This is a genomic window from Spiribacter sp. 2438 (assembly GCF_009676705.1).
GTDB lineage: Bacteria > Pseudomonadota > Gammaproteobacteria > Nitrococcales > Nitrococcaceae > Spiribacter.
In genome coordinates this window covers 1,800,980-1,821,437 of record NZ_CP046046.1, presented here as the reverse complement: position 1 = coordinate 1,821,437, position 20,458 = coordinate 1,800,980, and the positions used below count along the sequence as shown (strand labels likewise).

Below are 20,458 nucleotides of genomic sequence, written 5' to 3'. Positions count from 1 at the left end.
AATGCAAAATAAGTCATGAAACACTTCGCCCTGATTGGCGCGGCCGGCTTTGTCGCGCCCCGACATATGAAAGCCATCAACGAGACCGGCAACCGGCTGATTGCCGCGCTCGATCCCAACGACTCGGTGGGCATTATCGATAGCTACGCCCCGGCGGCGCATTTTTTCACCGAGTTCGAGCGCTTCGATCGCCATCTTGATCGCCTCCATCGCGAGAACCACGACAATCAGGTGGGCTACATCTCTGTGTGCTCGCCGAACTACCTCCACGACGCGCACGTGCGCTTTGCGCTTCGCTCCGGGGCAGATGCGATCTGCGAGAAGCCGGTGGTGTTGAGCCCCTGGAACATCGACGGGCTCGAGGCGCTCGAGCGCGACACGGGTCGGCAGGTGCACACCATTCTCCAGCTCCGCCTCCACCCGGCGATCATCGCGCTGCACGATCAGGTGGCCAGCGAGTCCGCCTCGCACAAGCACGAGGTGGATCTCACCTACATCACCTCGCGCGGGCGCTGGTATCTCCAGTCCTGGAAGGGCGATGTGAAACAATCCGGTGGGGTGGCGACCAATATCGGGGTGCACTTTTTCGATATGCTCGGGTTTATGTTCGGCGCGCTGCAGGATAATCGCGTGCACTACCAGTCCGAAACAAAGGTGGGCGGGTATCTCGAGTACGAGCATGCCCGGGTGCGCTGGTTCCTCTCGGTGGATAGCGAGGATCTGCCCGATGCGGTGCGCGCCGAGGGTCAGCGCACCTATCGCTCCATCACCGTGGATGGCGAGGAGATCGAGTTCTCCGGCGGGTTCACCGATCTGCACACCCGGTCTTACGAGGAAATCCTTGCCGGCAACGGCTTTAGCCTTGCGGAGAGCCGGCCGGCGATTGAGACCGTAGCGGCGATCCGCGATACGCAGCCCAGGGCGCCCACCGGGGATTACCATCCTGCCCTGCAGCCGCTGGTCGCCTCGGCCTGATCATGAGCTACCAGGCGCACGAGACCGCCATTGTCGATGCCGGTGCTGCGATCGGCACCGGTACCCGCATCTGGCACTGGGTGCATGTCTGCGGGGGCGCGCGCATTGGCGAGGACTGCTCGCTCGGGCAGAACGTCTTTGTGGGCAATGACGTGGTGATCGGTGACCGTTGCAAGATCCAGAACAACGTGAGCGTCTACGACGCCGTGGTGCTGGAAGACGAGGTCTTCTGCGGCCCGAGCATGGTCTTCACCAACGTGCATAACCCCCGCTCGGCCGTCACGCGCAAGGCGGAATACCGGCCGACGCGGGTGCGACGGGGCGCCACCATTGGCGCCAACGCCACCATCATCTGTGGTGTGACGCTGGGCGAGTACTGCTTTATCGGCGCCGGCGCGGTCATCACCCACGACGTCAAGCCCTATGCGCTCATGGCCGGCGTGCCCGCCCAGCCCATCGGCTGGATGAGCCGCCACGGTGAGCGCCTGAATCTGCCGCTGACTGGTCATGCTGAAGCGGAGTGTCCCGTGACGGGCGAGCGCTATCGCCTCGATGGCGACGCCCTAGAGCCCCTGGACTGAACCGCCTAATGACCCAACCCAGTATTCCGTTCATCGATCTGAAATCGCAGTTCAAGGCACTCGAGCCGCGCATTCGCGAGCGCATGGATCGGGTGCTGGCGCATGGCCAGTACATTCTTGGGCCTGAAGTTCAGGAGCTGGAAGAAAAGCTTGAACAGTTCGTCGGTGTCGAACATTGCCTAGGCGTCGCCTCCGGCACCGATGCCCTGCAGATTGCGCTGATTGCGCTGGAAATTGGGTCGAGCGATGAGGTCATTACGGTGCCCTATACCTGGATTTCCACCGCCGAGACGATTGCGCTGGTGGGGGCCAAGCCGGTGTTTGTGGATATTGAGCCCGATACCTGGAATATGGACCCCGCGCTTATTGAGGCCGCTATCACTGATAACACCCGGGCCATTATGCCGGTCGGCATCTACGGCCAGCCCGCCAACATGAGCGCCATTAACGCCATTGCCGAGCGGCATGGCTTGCCGGTGATTGAGGATGCCGCACAAAGCTTGGGGGGCACCCATCAGGGCCAGCGCTCCGGCGGTTTAGGCACCATTGGTTGTACGTCATTTTTCCCCAGCAAGCCACTGGGCTGTTACGGCGATGGCGGGGCGGTGTTTACGAACGATGCTGAGCTTGCCCAACGCATGCGCCAGATCCGCAATCATGGGCAGGCCAAAAAACATGATCACCCAATCCTTGGCCTCAACGGCCGGCTTGACACCCTGCAGGCGGCGATCTTGCTGGCGAAGCTGGAGGTCTTTGACCAGGAAATCGCCCAGCGCCAAGCAGTCGCCGCGCGCTACACCGCAGCTCTGAGCAATGCGCCGCTCACCACCCCCACCGTGGCGCCTGAAAACACCTCCGTCTGGGCGCAGTACACGGTGCTCTCGCCGGAGCGCGATACGCTGCGCGAGCGCTTGCAGGCCGAAGGGATCCCGTCGGTGAGCTACTACGCCGTGCCGCTGCATCTGCAGCCGGTGTTTGCAGCGCTGGGTTATCGAGCGGGGGATTTTCCGGTGGCCGAGCAGGTGGCTAGCGAGGGCTTGAGCCTGCCGATGAGTAGGGGGTTGCCGGAAGAGGTAATTAATCGGATTGGTAAGGTCTGCACCAGCACAGAGCGATCCAGCCCATAAGTGGCTTCGCCGCCAAAGGCTATTGCAGTTCAGACCATTCGTATAAGTGCGATACAGATGCAAACAATCCGTGGTTTCTACCCCATAACTGCGGACACACCTGAAAAGCTTCATCATGGAAAGGCGGAGGTGTCCGCTGGGACAGAAGAGACGGCAGTTCAGTTCGGGGTTCATCAACACCGACATGAGCAATGGCCATGGTTCCGCTCTTCATCAAAGATCTAGCTCATATCTACGAGATAAGTTGGGTGGACTCCATCCCATTGGCTACGATAGCGGGGCCGTTTTAAGTGCCTATTTAATTTGTTGAAATGGAGCTATTTTGATACACAAAACTTGTGGGCATTTAACGAAAATCTAATTGACGAGGCGACGGAAGGCAAGCTTTGGCAGAAACGGAATATTAAATAGCATTGAGGTTGTCAAACTCGCAAAAAACCTCGGCCTCTTGCGAACAAGTAAGACTGGACTTTAAGAGATTTTCAGAAATTTATAGCAATTTCAACTGATTTGGATATTCAGGCCGTGCGAGGCTTTTACTGATCTCTTGCCCAGTTGTGAAAGCTAACAGGTTTTTATTACGCGCTATCTTCTGTCGGACCGAATTCTTTAAAGGCAGTCACCCGTTGCTGCGCGAGGTATTTAAAAAATGAGCAGAAGAAAAAATCAAAACCTGCGTATCCTGTTATTCGGGCCTAATTCGACATCATTTGGTGGTGCGGAGCGGCGTTATGCCCGTCTTTACAGCCATTTGCGTCAACGAGATGGCTCTTTTTTTCTATTGACTACGAAAAATGGCCTAGAATCACTCCAGCGCTTAGGAATCGTTAGCGAAGACGATCAAAATGTCCTTGTTTCTCCCTCATCCGACGGTAAAAAAGGCGTGGTGGGGTTTTTCTACAGGGTAAAAAAACTTTTCCATTTGCGGCGTATTTTGAAGCAGCATCAAATCAAGCATATGCATTTGATGGGGACTCCCAATTTTACTCACCTTTTCATGCTACTAATAAAGCCGTTTACGGTAACATTCAGTTTTGCGCTGTATGGTTATGTCACGTCGCGCCGGGCAAATAACAGTGCTGCACGAAACAGAATTATCCAGTTTTGTCTCCGAAGAGCAAAATTTTGTGATTGTCTGTCTCCATCTATCGCTAATTCCATACGCGGTTTTCTGCCAGACAATGAGGGCTGCAAATTGCAGACGGCCCCCTGCTCCTTCACGGATTACCGAGAGAAAAAAGCGACAGTTAAAGATATCGATATATGTATGGCGGGACGTTTCGTCCCTATAAAAGGGTTCGATTTAGCCATCGACGCGTTTGAGATTCTGGAAGGTTCTGATCTGCCATCTAGGCTAAGCGTGCATTTCTGTGGCTGGGGGCCGTTGGAATCATACATCAGGCAAAGATGTTTGAAGTTGCGCAAAACTTCTGTGTGGATTTATCAAGCTGAGGACGCAGTTGATGCCATGGCGCGTGCTAAAATATTTTTATCGCTGCAGGAAGAGAACTATCCTTCCCAAGCACTCTTAGAAGCGATGGCTTGTGAATGCTGTATTGTTGCTACTGATGTTGGTGAGACATACAAAATTGTAAACGAAAGCATCGGACGACGAATCAATCCCGAGGCTAGTGCCCTTGCAAGCTCACTGAAAGAACTGACGACGAAGCCGGAGCTCATACGCACTCTCGGTAGAAATGCATCGAAGAAAGCACGAACCGAACACACTCTTGAACTGTTTTCAGATTATTTCTCACATTGTTTAGAGGAAGCTTTCAATTACGTTCCGCCAGACCAGCCTTGCATATAATAATCAGGTTTGTTGGTTTATTCAGACCGTACATTGCCTCCTCCAGATTGCGGACAGGTCATGAGTAGGCACTTCCGCCATCATTGAGCGTAAGCGATGGAATAAGTGGCAATGAGGAACTCCCGTTTCAGTGAGAGCCAGATCGTCTCGATCCTCAAGGAGGCCGAGAACGGCCGTAAGGTGAAGGATCTTTGCCGGGAGCATGGCATCAGCACGGCCTGCTTCTATTAGTGGAAGTCGAAGTATGGCGGGCTCGAAGCCTCGGATCTGAAGCGCCTGAAGGAGTTGGAGCCCGAGAACAACCGGTTGAAGAAGATGTATGCCGACATGGCCCTGGAGCATGTTGAAGGCCATCTAGGCTGCCCCTCCTGCGGACAACAATTTTGACCCATCCTCGGGTGGCCTTCGGGCCACGAGTAGCCATACGGTAATCCCCCCATTTATAACCGGGGCGATAAGTAGAGCTCGTCAGGCCGCCATGGCCACCTTCTGTTTCGGGGTTATGCCGCCGAGTGCCATATTCGGGCGTTCATTGTTGTAAGTCCACAGCCACCGGGTGGCAAAGTCCTGGGCCTCAGCGATTGATTCGAACAGATATTGGCTCAGCCAGTCATAACGGAGAGGTGGAATGAGGCGGACGTGTTCCGGACCGTTGTCGCAGCGAATAGCCTGTGGCTTGCCTCGCCACTCAATGAGCTGCTCTAGGGAGCGGATGACTCGTTCAGCCGGTAGCGAGAAGTCCGCATCGATGGTCAGGCCTTCACGGTTGTAGTCATCGATGACGTTGAACAGCCGGTAGGTTCGTCCATCCGATAGCTGGTCGTGCATAAAGTCCATCGACCAGTTCTGGTTCACGGCCTCTGGGACAGCAAGTGGCTCGGGCTTTTCACGGATCAAGCGTTTCTTTGGCTTGATGCGCAGGTTGAGCTCAAGCGATCGGTAAATGCGATACACGCGCTTGTGGTTCCAGCGGAAGCCTTTGACGTTGCGAAGGTATAGGTAGCACAGCCCAAAGCCCCAGTTGCGGTGATTGTGCGTTAGACGCACCAGCCAATCGGCAATCACTGCATTCTCATGTTTGAGCTTTGCCCGATACCGATAACAGGTCTCGCTGATGGAAAAGGTGCAGCAGGCCAGTCGAACGCTACAGCGACCGGCGGCGACTGCCTTTCTGGCCATCTCACGGCGATGAGATGGCCTTACCACTTTCCCTCAAGGGCCTCCTGACGCAGATCCGACTTAAGCCGCTCCTCGGCATACATCTTCTTCAAGCGCCGGTTCTCGTCCTCGAGCTCCTTGAGCCGCTTCATCATCGAGGTGTCCATGCCGCCAAACCTAGAGCGCCACTTATAGAACGTCGCACTGCTGATGCCGTGCTCGCGGCAGAGGTCCGGGACCTTGACCCCGGCTTCAGCCCGCTTGAGCACCGCCATGATCTGGCTGTCGGTGAATCGTGATTTACGCATGTGGAATCTCCTGTCTTTACTAGGGTACAAAATTCCACTTATCACCTCGATCATTTTTCGGGGGGATTACCGGGCGCGCATGCACTACCCGCTCATCGCCTCCTGCGCCGAGACCGGCGATATGCTCGCCGGTCTCGGCGCGACGGCAACGCCGGCCCGGCGGCGGAGGCGGCCCACTGGGTCCCGGCACTGGTCGCGGAGGCCGAGCAGCACCTCTGTCAGCGCGCCGTGGTGCGCATGGACGCCGGCTTCACCGACGGCACCACCCTGGAGGCGCTGGACAGCCGGGCCATCGGCTACCTGGGCCGGCTGCGCGAGAACCCGGTCCTCCAGCGCCTGGCCCAGCCCCATCTGGTGCGCGGCCCCGGCCGCCCGGCGGAGAAGCCCCGGGAGTGGGTGGTGGAGACCACCTACCGGGCGGGCTCCTGGTCCCGAGAGCGGCGAGTGCTGATGGTGGTCCAGGAAGAGCCCGGCCACTACTTCCGGCGCTGCTTCTTCCTGGTCACCAATCTGGACTGGCCACCGACCCGGGTGCTGGCCCACTACCGCAAACGCGGCAAGGCCGAGGGCCACATGGGCGAATTCAAGGACGTCATCGGCACGTCGCTGCCGCCCACCTCCCGAGGCGTGGCCGATGACGACACCGTCCGGGCGCGCAGCCAGGCCCTGCTCTCGCTGCGCCTGCTGGCCTTTGAACTGATGCACATCCTCCGGGCCCGCCTGGAGACGCTCACCGGCGAGGGCTGGAGCCTGCGCCGACTGCGCGAGCGGGTGCTGAAGGTGGCCGCCCGCGTCCAGCGCACTGGCCGGCGGCTGCACTTTGTCATCGCCCGCCCGGCCCTGCCGCTCTGGCGAAAACTGATGCCGTCTCTGGCCCGCATGGCCTGGCCGCCACCGGGATAGACGCCCGCGGGACAGACAGAGTCGACACAAACCAGGGTGCCGAGGCAGCGCCACAGGGCCGCTCGCCCCGCGCCCCAAAAACCGGCTAACATCGGGTCAATCAGCCCCTCGGAAAGGGGCCGAGAAGGCCGGAAACCAGCCTTGCCGGCCCTCGAACAACGCTCACGCCGCTGCGATCAACTTGCTTGGGTCGGTTGTGGGGCTGATCGAGCGGTCTGGTGAATTACCCGGGTTTAGGTCTGTTTCTCTTTCAAGCTACTGAGTCTAAAGGATGCAAGGGGGCACGCCTACCCATTTCAGGCTGAGGCTGATGAATTATCCGGGGTAAGGTGTGAATGAACTTTCTGAAGGCAGACTTTTGGCGACTAGAAAAGTAAAAATCATTGAACTGGTTGGACCTGGTGGAACTGGAAAAACGACTGTTTCGAGGGTGTTACAGAGTGTGCACGGCGTTGACGTAATTAGAATACCAGAAGCAAGGAATGTGGTGGGGCGAATTCGTGGTTACGCGGTAGCGTTTCGGTTCAGCATTTTGTGGGGTTTGGGATTAAAAGAGACACTGAGTTTGGCTCGGAAATGTTCATCCGTTGAATCCGGACTTCGGGCTATGGAGTGCCTAAGTGAAGGCTTTTTCGTACTGGATGAAGGGCCTATCCGTACATTACGAGACACACGATGTATCACGTATCGGGAACGAGCTGTTTGGTGGGAGTATGCTAAGCAAGTGCTAACGCAAATTCAGTGGCGCGGTGTGCCCGTGCTAGTGGTAAACCTCGTCGTTGACGATAGCATCAGGAGGGAGCGTTATAGAGCACGGCAAAATCGCGCAACTGCTTCTATAGACGCCAAACTGGGGATAAGAAATCAATTGAGACGCTACCTGGGTCTATGGTGTAGTCGAGGTCAAACGACGATGGTTCCAACGAACAGGCGAGCTATTTCGGCGTTTATCGCTCAGAAAGGTGAAGCTGTGATCGGCGAGGCACTGCTTCATGTCGCAGATGGCGAGAATCCAGAATCAATGGCGGAAAGGCTTCTTGCCAAGGTGGGAGCTCTCTGAGCCCCCCATGATAAGGAAGCGCGAGCGTACCCCCCATTTTAATGAAGTAGTCGCTTCTGTTTAAAGCGTCACAGAGGCCCCATATCGCGCTCGTGGAATGGCTGAGGCCGGTCATCGAATCGTTTGTCGGGCTGATCCATCAGGGTCGACCCGTTGCATGACCTGGAGTTGCAGGTATTGGTTGAATTTAGGAAGGGAATCTTGAGTGAACAGTACCGTGAGCACGCAGACGTGAGTTCAATGCCGTCGAATTCGAGTAGCAAAAAAGGCGTTCTGTACCTGTCCTATACCGGCATGCTCGAACCGCTGGGGCGTTCCCAGGTGCTGAGTTACCTATCGCGGCTTGGCGGCGAGTTTACGTTTACACTCCTGAGCTTCGAAAAGCCCGGGACCATGGCGGACACTAATGCGAACCGGGAGCTCCATGCCGAATGTGTCGATCTTGGCATAAATTGGAGGCCGCAAATGTACCATCACCGTCCACGTTTGATGGCCACCGTTTGGGATCTTATGATCTTGCTGTGGTTGAGCTTGCGTTATTCGGCACGCCGCGATGTGCAGCTCGTTCACTGCCGCAGCTACATCCCGGCCATTGGCGCGTGGTTGTGTCCCGCCTAATGCACCAGCCAATGATTCGGCCTGGCTGACTGACTGTTCATGAGCCGATCGCCTTCGTTGATGCAGCCGGTGGCGGGTTCAACGGTTCCGAACCGGGTGCGAGGCCCGCATGAGCGGCCTTAAAAGGGGCTCTCGAAGCCGGTTGGCCACGCTGCAGACGAGCGCCCCCATCGCCGAAGTGTTCCAGCGCGTCGAGGATGGCTTTTTGCGGTGAACCGGACGCCGTCATGCGGCCAGTCGCCATCGGTGACGCCGCCCCAGGAGCTTGCGCCACAGCGTGGCGGCGCGACGCTCCAGGATCACATGCAGCCGGCGTGCATGGCGCTGGACGCGGGCGGCGGCCTTGAGCACGCGCTCGCGCAGCCGCCGCAGGCTCCAGCCACGGCCGGTGGCCGCCTCCATTTGGGCGCGCAGCACGTGCAGCAGCTCATAGGCGAGCAGCCGCAACGACAGCAGTGCCTGCGCCCGAGCAAAGACCTCGGCCTCGCTGGCCCGTCCCCGCGAGGTGCACGGCAGCGAGGTGCCGATGGTGTCCTTGAACTCGCCCATGTGCCCCTCGGCCTTGCCGCGGCGGCGGTACAGCGCCAGCACCTGCTCGCCGCTGTGGGTCGAGGCGGGCAGATTGGTGACGATGTAGAAGCACCGCCGAAAGAGTTCGGCCGGGTGCTCTTGGATGACCATGACCACGCGGCGTTTGCGCTGCCAGCTCTCGGTCCCGTATCCCGTCTCCTCGGTCCACTCCCGAGGCCGCTCCGCCGGACGCCCCGGGCCGCGCCGGCGGTGCGGGTCGAAGTGGCGGTCCAGCGCGGCATTGTCGCGCAGCCGACCGAGGTAGGCGATCCCGGCCTGGTCCAGCGCCTCGAGGGTGGCGCCGTCGGTGAACCCGGCATCGAGCCGGCAGCGCACCTGCCGAGCGAGACCACGCTCGCGCAGCGTGGCGACCAGCTTCGGGATCCACGCGGCGGCCTGCGCGCCAGGGGCGGCAAGCGGCAGACCGTCGACATCGACGGTCATCACAGGCGCCGGCGGCGCACCGGCTGCGGCCCGTCGCCGCGTGGCAAGCTCCAGCGCTGCGGTGTCGATCACCGCCTGGTTGCAGGGCTGCGCGAGCAAGTCCAGCAACCGCGAGAACGTCGACTGCGAGGCCAGGGTCTTGCCGGCGGCCGCCACACCACGCCGGTCGCTGCCGGCGAGCGCGAGCAAGGGGTCGTCGCGCAGCCGTTGCGCATCACTCTGATCACCCCAGCCCTGAGCGATCATGGCAACGGCCTCGCGCAGCAGCTCCGGGAGTGAATGCACGACACGCTCCGGGCAGCGCGGGTCGTGCAGCCGCCCGACGAGGTGGTCAATGAGGCCGGTGTCATCGAGGACTTCGCGCAGCAGCAGGAAACCGCCATCGCCACTGAGGCGCTCGGAGCGCGTCTCCACCCGCACGGAACCATTGAACGACGGCTCGAACAGCGATAGCGTTTCACCCATGGCGCGGCGCTCTCCTTCTTTCTCAATGTCTGCACAACACTGATTTTGAGGGGAATCGAGCGTCGCGTCATCCCTCTATCTCTCGCCTGATGAATTATCCGGGTGTGTGGCAAAGTTACCGGGAAGCCGTTCATCTTCGATATGCGAGCGCTGTGGCCGGACGAGATGGTCACGGCTGAAAGGCTTAATGAAAGCCCGTTGACTTATCGGGGTTTGAAGTGGGTGGAACGTCGCTTGTTGCGCAAGGCGGCAAGCGTGGTCAGCCTGACGCAAGCCGCGGTCGATCATCTGGTCGAGATATACCCGGAGATTCCGCGTGATCGCTACGAGGTGATCACCACCTGTGTGGACGTGGAGCGCTTCACCGGGACTCGGGGTGATGGCTCGCCGCGTCCGTTGGCGGAGCGCAGCCCTTTCACGGTCGGCACCATGGGGACGCTGCCCAGCGGCTGGTTCTATCTCGACGCGTTCTTCTCCTTTTTCCTGGCGCTGAAACGGCATCGGGCCGATGCCCGGGCGAGCATTGTCACCCGGGACGACCACGACCAGGTTCTGGCCGCAGCACGGGCAGCCGGCGTCAATCCGGCGGATGTGGATATTGCGTCGGCCACGCCGGACGAGATGCCGATACGGCTGGCGAAGATGGATGTCGGCGTCATGTTCTACGCCCCGGATATCGGCCGGGCCCCGACCCGGCTCGGTGAATTTCTCGCCGCCGGCGTGCCGGTTGTCGGCAATACCGGCATTGGCGATCTGGCTCGGTTGATCGAGCGTTACCAGGTGGGCGTCGTGGTGGAAGATGCCCGGGCTGGGGAGGAACTGGACGCGGCGGCGCGGGCATTGCTCGAGCGCTATGACGGGATCGTGACTTCCGGTGTCTGCCGCCATGCGGCGGAGGATTACTTCTCTGTCGAGCAGGGCGCGAAACGGTATGCGAGTATCTATCGCCGGCTTGTATCCGTCGACAATGGAAGCGACGGATGACGAGAGCAGACTCTCGGAGAATGCCGGAGGCCAAGACGTCCGGGCCCCGCCTCCTGTTTCTGACCAAATACCCCCGCAACGGTGCCAGCAGCCGGTATCGCAGTTTCCAGTATCTGCCGTACCTGGAACAGGCCGGTTTCGATTGCACGGTCTCGCCGTTGTTCGACGAGGGCTATCTGGAGCACAAGTACCAGACGGGACGTGCCCGTCGTTGGGACGTGCTGGCTGCCTTTACGCGGCGCCTAGGTGTGCAGTCTCATGAGGTTGTCCCCAGATAGCCCGAGGGTGCTGATCGGTGTCTGGTGATTGAGACTACCGTGCTGGCGATGCCAGTTATAGTCGTGAAGCCAACGCGGCAGGTGCTGCTCTCGCTCGGTAGAGTTTGTATAGGCGAAGGCATAAGCCCATTCGCGCAGCGCCGTCTGGATGAAGCGCTCGGCTTTTCCGTTGGTGCGCGGCGTGTAAGGCCGAGTAAACCGGTGCCGTATACCCAGACAGCGGCACATCGCGGCAAACTTCTTTGAGCGATAGCAGGCACCGTTGTCGGTCAGCACGCGCCGGATCGTGACGCCGAGCGATCGGTAATAGCGTACGGCCGCCAATAGGTGGTCGACTGCGGCATCGGCGGTCTCTGAGTCCTGGATCTTGCTGTGGGCAATGCGCGAGCAGTCATCGATCGCCACGTGCACATATTCCCAGCCAGCGCCGCGGGATGTGCCGACGCGGCGTCCAGTGATGCGGTGGCCGACACGCTCAAAGCGGCCGAGCTGTTTGATGTCCAGATGGAGCAGGTCGCCGGGGTTCTCATACTGATAGCGCTGCGGCGGTGGTTTGATCTCCAGTGCACTCAGGCGATTGAGCCTATTGCGCTGAAGGATCCTGCACACGGTTGCCCGGGAGATGCCCATGTTCATGGCGATGCGATCCATGGTCCAGCGCTGTCGGCGCCTCGCAATGACCTGCCGCACGATCCGCTTCGGTGTCCGGCGTGGCTGACACTTCGGGCGCGAAGATCGCTGGTATACCCCCTTGTGGCCGTATCGCCGGTAGCGCTGCGTCCAGCGCTGAACCGTCTTTGGGTCAACACGGAAGCGTTCCGCTGCCTTGCGATAGCTCAGCCCTTGATCGATGACGGCACGAACCATCCGGGCTCGACCTCGAGGCGTGAGCGCGGCATTGTGATGACTGTCCACGGGGGTCTCCTTCATTGGGTTGCCAAGTCCGCAAACTCAGCATCCCTCGGAGCTCCCCCGTGGACAACCTATTGAGAGATCACACCTAGCCAGCGGTTCGCGGGGTTTCTCACGGCTGAGTAGATGTCAGGTCCCGTATGATTGCGCACCTGCCGAATGAATAGCTGCGGGTGAGTGGTTTGCCAGTCTTTCATGGCCTGGATCGGTGTTCGGTGATTCAGCGCTCTTTGCGGTATGTGATGATTGTACTGGTGGCAGTAGCGCTTAAGCGTGGTCTCCAGCGCCTCTTGGGAGTCAAAGCGGTGGCTCGCCAATACGTCACTGATCCGGCCGTTGAAGCGCTCCACCATGCCGTTGGTCTGCGGGCGGCGCACCGGGGTGAGCCGGTGCTCGATCCCCGTCTCGGCGCAGAGCTTGTCGAAGACATGCTCGCCACTGGGGGCGCGCTGCTTGCTTTGCAGCCGGTCGGTGAACGCTTTGTCGTTATCGGTGAGGAGTTGGCGGATGCGGAACGGCGCCTTTGCCCGCACGGCCTTCAGGAACGCCCTGGCGGCTTGTGCTGACTTGGTGGTTTTGATCTCTACATGGACCCAGCGCGTTGCCCGGTCGATGGCTACGAACAGGTACCGGCGCCGGGATTCATCGGGCATCTGCGGCAGGTACTTGTAGTCGATATGGATAAAACCGGGCTCGTAGGCTTTAAACGGCTTCGCTTTGATTGCATCGCACGGCTCGGCCGGGCGCAGGTCCGCCAGCCGGGAGACGCCATTGCGCCGCAGGCAGCGATCCAGCGCCGAGCGCGAGAGGTCGGGGTGGATGAACTCATGCACCACCGTCAGCAGGTCATCGAGCGGCAGCAGCAATGTGCGGCGCAGCTCGATAACGATGGCCTCCTGAGCGGGACTGAGGGTTGCCAGCAGGTTTTTCCGCGTGTGCGAGCCATCGTGGATCGTATCGCTATTGCGCCAGTGGCGTACCGTCGACACCGACACGCCAAGCTCATCGGCCAGCGCCTGGATGCTCTTGTCGGAGGACTGGATATACGCCCTCGTCTTGGGTGTCGTCGTCGCGTTAGCGTGCAACCGGATGTTCAATGTCGGGCCTCCTCGAGCACAGTGTTCAGCAGTTCGCGTGCACACCACAAAGGATAGCTCCTCGGGGAAATAGAATCATCCGGGACGTAACAGTTTACGGCATTTTTCCTGTTGAGTGTTTTTTGGCTTGTTCGCTGGGTTCGTACCTACCGTTTAGCTTATCTCTTTGGTGCCGCGGTAGAACCCGGATGGAAAGTTCAGCCATCTGGCCCCATGAGCGTCTTCCCTGAGGTATCAAGCGAGTCAGAGATAATGATTTATATCCCATCAAAATATTCGGTTTCTCATTACACCCCTGTTGGACCTTGGCTTCGTCAGCGCGCCGTATCGATTTGGAATTCAGTTCCGGATCCATTCATTAAGCCTTATATCTCCGATCTCCGGTTCGGCTTTGTCCTTGGCTGCGGTCATAGTGGGACCACGTTAATCGCAGCCAAACTCGGTGGGCATTCAGATGTCTTCCTGATTGGGAGAGAAACCAACGCATTCGGCCCTGGTTTCGGTGCGCATTGTTCCCGCCGAATCGTCAAAGAGTGGTCCTATTTTGCGGAGCTTGAAGGGAAGGGTCTGGTTTTGGAAAAGACCCCTAAGCATGTACATGCGGTAAGAAAAATCAAGCGGGTGCTGCCGGATGCAATGTTCATTGCTATCGTCCGCAATCCCCTCGATAATGTCGCATCTCTCTACACGAGGTTCGGGAATTTGGAAGGCGCCATCGCTCGCTGGAAGGTGGATAATAAAAGAATTCTGTCCCTCCGGGGCGAAAGTTCTGTGAAAGTTGTTAATTATGAAAACTTGACGAGGGAGCCTAAAGTCGGGTTTCGCGAGCTGTGCGACTTCTTGAACCTTCCATGGCAGGCGGGACTAATCGCTAAAGGCGATACCGCCTATGACTCGGTAAAGCAGAAAGGGAATATGGCCGTGCGCGCTGAGCAGGTTAGTAAGGAAATTAAGCCAAAGATAAACACTTGGCCTGGCGTTTTAACAGAGAAGCAGGCCAAAAAGGTCCTAGATCGCACGAAACGATTGGCCGCAGAGATGGGGTACGAATACTCGAAAGATTTGGTGCTTGGAATTTAAGAGGAGAGGTCTGTTGATTGTAAAAAACGTGGTTAGTTCTGTTGGGCGTAAGATTCTCCATGGGGGTGATCCCCGCATGTATGTGTTGAGAAAAATGCCGAAAGGTTCCGTCTGTGCGGAGATAGGCGTCTGGAAGGGTCAGTTTAGTAGGTCAATTTTGGATGTAACCGACCCCAAAGAGCTGCACTTGGTGGATCCGTGGGCGTTTCAGGACGAGTATCCCGACCGGATGTATGGCGGTAAGGAGGCGAAGGGCCAGAAGGATATGGACGATATTTTCGAGGCAGTGAAGACGGCATTCGCAGAGGATGAAGCAGTGCATGTGCACCGAGGCTCGTCCAAAGATGTGTTGATAAGCTTTGAGGATGAAACATTCGATTGGATCTATGTAGACGGAAACCATTATTACGGATATGTTTTGGAAGATCTCCGGCTTAGTTACGAAAAGATCAAGAAGGGGGGGTGATTGTTGGAGATGATTACAAATGGGGTGCGGAATATCACTACCCTGTGAGGAGGGCAGTTAGAGACTTCCTAGGCGGTGCAAAATCGGCTGGGCCGTTGAAAGTGTATGACAGCCAATTTCTGATTCAAAAAGTATATATAAAACGAGGAACAGGGCGTGAAAACAGCAACACAGGGAGAGCTGGATTTCCCGCTTCAAGGATGTAGCGGTACCCTGTGTATCAAGGATAGCGCGAGAGGTGCTGCCAAATACGCCGCACCATGTGGAGCGAGCGCACAATCGGCAGGTGGTGTTTGCCGGGGACTAGGAATGCGTGCGGTTCCTGGGGGATAGTCGGGAGGTGAGCAGTGCGTTGGGCAGCCGGATGTATTCGTATTGATTGATGACGAGACTCGTGCACCTGTTGCTTGGCCCAGGAGGGGAGGTGGTCGCCATGGGCCGAGCAAGAATACGGGGACAGATTTATTTTCGGCTGCATGGATGTGGCGGTAGTAGCGCGTGACCAGGGAGGAAAGGCATGCCAAGGATGGCGCGAGTGGTGTTGCCGCATATGCCGCACCATGCGGTGCAGCGCGGGCATAATCGGCAGGTGGTGTTTGCCGGGGCCGAGGATTACGAGCGGTACCTGGAGGATATGCGGGAGCTGAGCAGTGCGCTGGACATCCGGGTGTATGCGTACTGCTTGATGACGAACCACGTGCACCTGTTGCTGGGGCCGGGTGAGGAAGTAGCCGCCATGGGCCGGTTGATGAAGGCGCTGGCGGCGCGGGCCACGAGGTACCGCAATCGGTTGGAGGGACGGTCCGGTACGCTGTGGGAAGGTCGCTACAAGTCCAGCCCGGTGCAGACCGAGAGGTATCTGCTGGCCTGCACGCGCTACATCGAGCACAACCCGGTACGGGCGAGGATGGTGCTAACGGCTGGTGACTACGCCTGGTCCAGTTTCCGTCAGCGTATGGGCCCCCGCTGTCAGGCTAGTTGGAACCTCACCCGATGTTAGAGTCTGAAACCGAAACGGGGGCGTTGAGAGGGTTCCGATGGGGTATTCCGACGAGCGCAAGGAGGCGGTTCTGAAAAAGCTCCTGCCGCCGCACAACCGCACGGTTGCCGAGGTGGCCGAGGAAGAAGGCCTGTCGGCTGCGACGCTGTATAACTGGCGTAAGAAGGCGCGCTCTCGGGGGCGGCTGCTGCCGGACAACAGCGCCGAGTCCGAAGGGTGGAGCTTGCAGGACAAGTTCAACGCCGTGCTAGAGACGGCGGCGTTGTCCGAGGCCGAGGTGGCGGAGTACTGCCGCCGGCGTGGGCTGTACCCCGAACAGATCCAGCGGTGGCGGTCGAGCTGCGAGCACGCGAATGAGCGCAGCGACGCCAGTGCCCGGGCGGGTTCTACCCCATAGCTGCGGACACATCTGAAAAGCTTCATCATGGGAAGCAGGAGGTGTCCGATGGGACAGAAGAGACGACGGTTCAGTCGAGAGTTCAAAGAGGAAGCGGTCGAGCTCGCGAGTCGGCCTGATGTGACGATCAAAGACGTTGCGCATGATCTTGGTATTCATCGCTCGGTCCTCGAGCGTTGGTGCCGGGCTTCCCACACCGCTGGCGAGGACTCTTCCCCCGGCAAGGGCCAACCACGAGACGAAGATGTCGCCCGGCTGAGGCGAGAGCTTGCTCGGGTGAAAAAGGAACGGGATTTTTTGCGCGATGCGGCAGCGTTCTTCGCCAGGGAGTCACCCGGCGGTACCCGGTGATCCAGCGCTGTCGCGGTGAATATTCTGTCCGACTGATGTGCTGCTGTCTGAAAGTCTCGCCAAGCGGGTTCTATGCTTGGCTTGCACGACCGGTAAGCCAGCGTTCTGCTGAGAACCAACGGCTGCGCCGGCGCATGCGGGAGCTTCACGAAGACCATCAAGGTGTTCTTGGAGCCCCTCGTATTCATGAGGAGCTCTTCTATGAGGGGGAGTCTCTCAGCCTCAATCGAGTGGCCCGGCTGATGGCCACCGAGGGGCTGCAGGGTATTCCGCAACGTCGCGCATGGCGTCGCAAGCGCTCTGGCAGCCGACCGGTGGCGGTGAGCAATCATCTCGAACGGGACTTCAGCGCGGCAGCGCCCAACGAGCGGTGGGTGACGGATATCACCTATATCCGTACCGGCGAGAGTTGGCTGTATTTGGCTGCGGTCATTGACCTCTACAACAACGTGGTTATCGGCTGGTCGATGAGTGCACGGCAAGACCAACATCTGGTGCTCAAAGCGGTTCTGATGGCGAACTGGCAGCGGGAAGACAATAGCCCGGTGATCCTGCACTCCGACCGCGGGACGCAGTTCACCAGTGGTGAATACCAGGCTTTTCTGCGCGACCATAATGTCATCTGGAGCATGAGCGCGGTTGGCCACTGTGGCGATAACGCCGCAGCAGAAGGGTTCTTCGGTCTCCTCAAGCGTGACCGGGTTCGCCGCCGGCGCTATTTAACGCAGGCCGAGGCGCGAAGTGATGTCTTTGATTATATTGAGCGATTCCACAACCCGAGAATGCGTCGGCGGGTTGAACAACCAATGGATCAGAAACGACGCTTAACGAAACCGTCCGTGGTGGTGGGGTAGAACCCCCCTGCCACCGTGTGGTCGCAGTCTCAGAGGGAGTCGCGGAAAGCCTCGGCGCAGCCGCCGGTCTCCCCCGCGACCAGATTGAGGTCATACACAACCCGGTCCGCCCCATGAATCCAGACGCCATGACCACCGAGGACCGGCGCGCCCTCGACGGCTGGCTTGCGGGCGAGACGCGCCTAATCGCCGTCGGCACGCTCAAGCGGGCGAAAGGCTACGACGTCCTCCTACGCGTCCTCGCCGATCTGCGGGGCCGCCGCGATGCGCGGCTGCTTATCCTCGGCGAAGGGCCCCTGCGCGGCGAGCTGGAGGCGCTCGCCCGCGATCTCGGCGTCGGCGAGAGCCTGTGGATGCCCGGCTTCTGTCCCAACCCGGCCACTTTTCTGAAGCACGCCCATGTCTTCGTCCTGTCGTCGAATTGGGAGGGCTTTGGCAACGTCATCGTCGAGGCTCTCGCCGCCGGCGTCTCGGTGGTGAGCACTGACTGTTTGAGTGGCTCAGCGGAGATTCTCGACGGCGGCCGCTTCGGCAGGCTCGTCGCAACGGGGGATACCCCCGGTATGGCGAAAGCCATAGAGGAGGCCGCACACTCACCCGACGACCTGGACAGACTCAAGGCACGAGCCGAGGACTTCCGCCCGGCCAGGCAAGCCGCGTGCTATCTAGAGCTTGTTGCGGGGAGCTGATATGCCATTGACTCATTACGCGCGCCGGCTACTCGGCCGTCTTCCCTACGGTGGCCTTTTCGACCGACTGTACCTGTTCGTCATTTTCGCCTATGCGCAGAGAAGGCTTCCACGGCGGGATAGCGGCCTTCTCAATGACTACTTTTATTTTTTAAAGACATCGCCGGCTCTCCTGGATATTTTCCGCCAAATCACCTCCGACAAGCTGATGGTGAAAGACTTCGTCAAAAGCCGGTGTGGTGGTGATCTCACCCTTAACACGCTAGCTGTGTATGAGCACGTCGATGAGATCGATGTGAGCGAGCTTTCGCGGCCATGCGTGATCAAGCCCGCACACAGTAGCGGGTCGGTCGTTTTCGTTGCTGACGGCCAAAGCAAGCTGTCAGAGCAGAATCGCGCGACGCTCGCTCGCTCATTACAGAAGTCGCCTTATACAGAGGCGCGGGAAGCCAATTATCGCTTCCTTCGCCCGCGCCTAATCGTCGAGCCGATGCTCCCGGATGGTCCCGACACCAAGGACTACAAGGTTTTCTGTTTCGGTGGCGTCCCGCGGTTGATCCAGGTCGACAGCCACCGGCACACAGACCATCGACGGAATCTCTATTCCGCCGGTTGGGACCGCATAATGGAGGAGTACAACTATCCAGCGGGCGCTTGGGAAGACGCGCCGAAATGTTTGGACGCGATGATGGAAGCCGCTAGGGCTCTATCGGCGGGCTTTGAGTTCGTTCGCGTCGACTTTTTTGTCTCCGGAGAGCGCTTCTTTGTTGGTGAGCTGACGCACTGCCCTGAATCGGCGCACGGGCGTTTCAGAAGTCGCGAAGGCGAAAAGCGCGTTAGTGACATCCTGTTTCGAGACGGCGCGCCGCAGTGAAGCCGGTCCTCTACCTCACTCGCAACGGCCTGCTCGAGCCACTCGGCCAGAGCCAGGTGATGAGCTACCTGCGCGGGCTGTCGCGGGACCATGCGATTACCCTGGTCACCTTTGAGAAGCCGGAGGACATGGCTGACAGCGTTGCGATAACCTGGGTGGACTCGGGGCTTTGCACTACCGTGAGCGGTGAATTGTAAGGTCCGGTGGCGTCTCCCTCGGCGTTAGGTTTCGGGCATGTGAGCCCAATAGATCCCTACCGGAGCTCTTTCATGAAGTGCGACCTGTCGCGGCTTTTGTTCTTGGAAGTACATTTGGACGCCGAGCCTATTCGGTTCCACGTTCCGGCTGGACTGTGTATGTCTTCTTCGGCCTGAGAAGCGTCCGGTAAAGTAAGGGTGGAATCGATTGCCGCAGGTGCGGCGGTCGTCTCCACGGACTGCCAGTCTGGGCTCGCGAAGATATTCGAGAGTGGCAAGCGTCCTGCACCATTGCTGGTTGGACAAGCTACGCGATTGGCGAAGCCAGTTGGGGCATCGATGAAAGCCGAGCACGATATCGATTCCCCACGGCGACGTGCCGCGGATCTCAGCCCGGATTGAAGCTATACGTTATTTTGGGGTTTGTAGAATGCCACCTGCTTTATACCGCTTTTTCCCCGAGGGAGCCTGGAAAGGACCATGCTGACGATCCGTGACAGAACTCAGATTCGGGTCAAGGACGCTCAGTTCAACATCCGTATCCCCGGCTGGGTATATCGCACTGCATGGCCCGCGGGCGATCCCTTTGTTAAGGGGTTCCATAGCCATTGTTCTATCTTTGTGCATATACCCAAGGCGGCCGGGAGTAGTATAGCCGAAGCCTTGTTTGGCTCATCAGTAGGGCATCGGCCGATACGTCGGCATCTGGCATATCACCCAGACATAGTGAGTAAATATTTCAAATTCACTTTCGTTCGTAACCCTTGGGATAGGTTGTATTCCGCATATCAGTACTTCAATCGTCGTATCGGTTCAGACACGCATCGAGATCACCGTTGGGCAACCGTCATGCTAGTGGGAATCAATTCGTTTGAAGATTTTGTGCTTCGACTTGCAGACCCATCGTTGAATTATGGCTCGATGATCAAGCGATATGATCACTTCAGGGATCAGGTCGACTGGCTCGAAGACCCGAGAACAGGTGATCTCTGCGTTGACTTTATCGGGCGGTTCGAGTGGTTAGAGAGGGATTTCGAGCATGTCATGGACAAACTAGGTATCGATGCGTCCTTGCCTCATCGGAGAAGAGGTACGGGGAAGTCATATCAGGAGGCGTACAGTCCCGAAATGGTGGATATCGTTAGGTCCTTATATTCCCGGGATATCGAGCGGTTTGCATATCGATTTGGCGATTAGATCTAGTTACCTGTCGGTAATACCGTTTTCGTTCAACGGGAACTAATTGAAAAGGGTAAATGC

At 58.5% G+C, this 20,458-nt stretch carries 19 protein-coding genes and 2 pseudogenes; 17 read left to right on the top strand and 4 right to left on the bottom strand.

What is annotated here, in order from left to right:
- Positions 1-15 precede the first annotated feature (15 nt).
- The 5 genes and pseudogenes from GJ672_RS09095 to GJ672_RS09600 form a co-directional block, all read left to right on the top strand.
- Positions 16-975, top strand: coding sequence for a Gfo/Idh/MocA family protein (locus GJ672_RS09095; RefSeq protein ID WP_154296880.1), 960 nt, complete (start codon positions 16-18; stop codon positions 973-975).
- 2 nt (positions 976-977) lie between these two features.
- Complete coding sequence (locus GJ672_RS09090; RefSeq protein WP_154296879.1) at positions 978-1,556, top strand: acyltransferase; 579 nt, start codon at positions 978-980, stop codon at positions 1,554-1,556.
- Positions 1,557-1,639: 83 nt separating this feature from the next.
- Positions 1,640-2,683 carry a DegT/DnrJ/EryC1/StrS family aminotransferase gene (locus tag GJ672_RS09085; RefSeq protein ID WP_229381879.1) on the top strand — a complete coding sequence of 348 codons (1,044 nt, stop codon included), beginning with the start codon at positions 1,640-1,642 and terminating at the stop codon, positions 2,681-2,683.
- 649 nt (positions 2,684-3,332) lie between these two features.
- Positions 3,333-4,493, top strand: a complete 1,161-nt coding sequence (locus GJ672_RS09080; RefSeq protein ID WP_154296878.1) for a glycosyltransferase family 4 protein — start codon at positions 3,333-3,335, stop codon at positions 4,491-4,493.
- 111 nt (positions 4,494-4,604) lie between these two features.
- A pseudogene (locus tag GJ672_RS09600) lies at positions 4,605-4,835 on the top strand (transposase); the annotation flags it as partial.
- A gap of 126 nt (positions 4,836-4,961) precedes the next feature.
- Here GJ672_RS09600 and GJ672_RS09070 read toward each other — a convergent pair.
- A protein-coding gene (locus GJ672_RS09070) for an IS3 family transposase (protein ID WP_154296876.1) occupies positions 4,962-5,959 on the bottom strand; the annotation gives its coding sequence in 2 pieces (ribosomal slippage) (positions 4,962-5,704 and positions 5,704-5,959; 999 coding nt in all).
- On the opposite strand from GJ672_RS09070, the gene GJ672_RS09065 reads away from it, so the two are divergent.
- Both GJ672_RS09065 and GJ672_RS09060 read left to right on the top strand, forming a co-directional pair.
- Positions 5,960-6,862 carry a transposase gene (locus GJ672_RS09065; protein ID WP_154296875.1) on the top strand — a complete coding sequence of 301 codons (903 nt, stop codon included), beginning with the start codon at positions 5,960-5,962 and terminating at the stop codon, positions 6,860-6,862.
- Positions 6,863-8,123: 1,261 nt separating this feature from the next.
- Positions 8,124-8,540: a hypothetical protein gene (locus GJ672_RS09060; protein ID WP_154296874.1), complete on the top strand. Its 417-nt coding sequence runs from the start codon at positions 8,124-8,126 to the stop codon at positions 8,538-8,540.
- A 225-nt stretch (positions 8,541-8,765) separates the two neighbouring features.
- Here the strand turns inward: GJ672_RS09060 and GJ672_RS09055 are convergent, their stop codons facing one another.
- On the bottom strand, positions 8,766-10,019 hold the full coding sequence (locus tag GJ672_RS09055; RefSeq protein WP_154296873.1) for a transposase: 1,254 nt from the start codon (positions 10,017-10,019) through the stop codon (positions 8,766-8,768).
- A 222-nt stretch (positions 10,020-10,241) separates the two neighbouring features.
- Here GJ672_RS09055 and GJ672_RS09050 point away from each other — a divergent pair, with 222 nt between their 5' ends.
- A complete protein-coding gene (locus GJ672_RS09050; RefSeq protein ID WP_154296872.1) occupies positions 10,242-11,003 on the top strand; it encodes a hypothetical protein in 762 nt (253 codons plus the stop codon).
- A gap of 242 nt (positions 11,004-11,245) precedes the next feature.
- Here GJ672_RS09050 and GJ672_RS09045 read toward each other — a convergent pair whose 3' ends face one another.
- Positions 11,246-12,196: an IS481 family transposase gene (locus GJ672_RS09045; protein WP_154296871.1), complete on the bottom strand. Its 951-nt coding sequence runs from the start codon at positions 12,194-12,196 to the stop codon at positions 11,246-11,248.
- A 68-nt stretch (positions 12,197-12,264) separates the two neighbouring features.
- The gene (locus GJ672_RS09040; RefSeq protein ID WP_154296870.1) at positions 12,265-13,290 is read right to left on the bottom strand and encodes an IS481 family transposase; all 1,026 of its coding nucleotides are present in this window, start codon (positions 13,288-13,290) and stop codon (positions 12,265-12,267) included.
- 252 nt (positions 13,291-13,542) lie between these two features.
- On the opposite strand from GJ672_RS09040, the gene GJ672_RS09035 reads away from it, so the two are divergent.
- The 9 genes and pseudogenes from GJ672_RS09035 (at position 13,543) to GJ672_RS08995 (ending at position 20,395) form a co-directional block, all read left to right on the top strand.
- Entirely contained in the window at positions 13,543-14,370 is an 828-nt protein-coding gene (locus tag GJ672_RS09035; protein WP_195759500.1) for a sulfotransferase, read from the top strand.
- Positions 14,371-14,383: 13 nt separating this feature from the next.
- Positions 14,384-14,836, top strand: a complete 453-nt coding sequence (locus GJ672_RS09030; protein ID WP_154296868.1) for a class I SAM-dependent methyltransferase — start codon at positions 14,384-14,386, stop codon at positions 14,834-14,836.
- A gap of 517 nt (positions 14,837-15,353) precedes the next feature.
- Positions 15,354-15,797: pseudogene (locus tag GJ672_RS09025) on the top strand (transposase); the annotation flags it as partial.
- Positions 15,798-15,873: 76 nt separating this feature from the next.
- Entirely contained in the window at positions 15,874-16,233 is a 360-nt protein-coding gene (locus tag GJ672_RS09020; RefSeq protein WP_154296867.1) for a transposase, read from the top strand.
- A gap of 48 nt (positions 16,234-16,281) precedes the next feature.
- A protein-coding gene (locus GJ672_RS09015; protein ID WP_154297114.1) for an IS3 family transposase occupies positions 16,282-17,438 on the top strand; the annotation gives its coding sequence in 2 pieces (ribosomal slippage) (positions 16,282-16,525 and positions 16,525-17,438; 1,158 coding nt in all).
- A 17-nt stretch (positions 17,439-17,455) separates the two neighbouring features.
- On the top strand, positions 17,456-18,127 hold the full coding sequence (locus GJ672_RS09010) for a glycosyltransferase (RefSeq protein WP_370517584.1): 672 nt from the start codon (positions 17,456-17,458) through the stop codon (positions 18,125-18,127).
- 1 nt (position 18,128) lies between these two features.
- Positions 18,129-19,001 (top strand): ATP-grasp fold amidoligase family protein, encoded by an 873-nt coding sequence (locus GJ672_RS09005; protein WP_154296865.1) that lies wholly within the window; start codon positions 18,129-18,131, stop codon positions 18,999-19,001.
- Positions 18,998-19,198 carry a hypothetical protein gene (locus tag GJ672_RS09000; RefSeq protein WP_229381878.1) on the top strand — a complete coding sequence of 67 codons (201 nt, stop codon included), beginning with the start codon at positions 18,998-19,000 and terminating at the stop codon, positions 19,196-19,198. Before GJ672_RS09005 ends, GJ672_RS09000 begins: the two co-directional genes overlap by 4 nt.
- A gap of 480 nt (positions 19,199-19,678) precedes the next feature.
- The gene (locus GJ672_RS08995; RefSeq protein WP_154296864.1) at positions 19,679-20,395 is read left to right on the top strand and encodes a sulfotransferase family 2 domain-containing protein; all 717 of its coding nucleotides are present in this window, start codon (positions 19,679-19,681) and stop codon (positions 20,393-20,395) included.
- Positions 20,396-20,458: the final 63 nt, after the last annotated feature.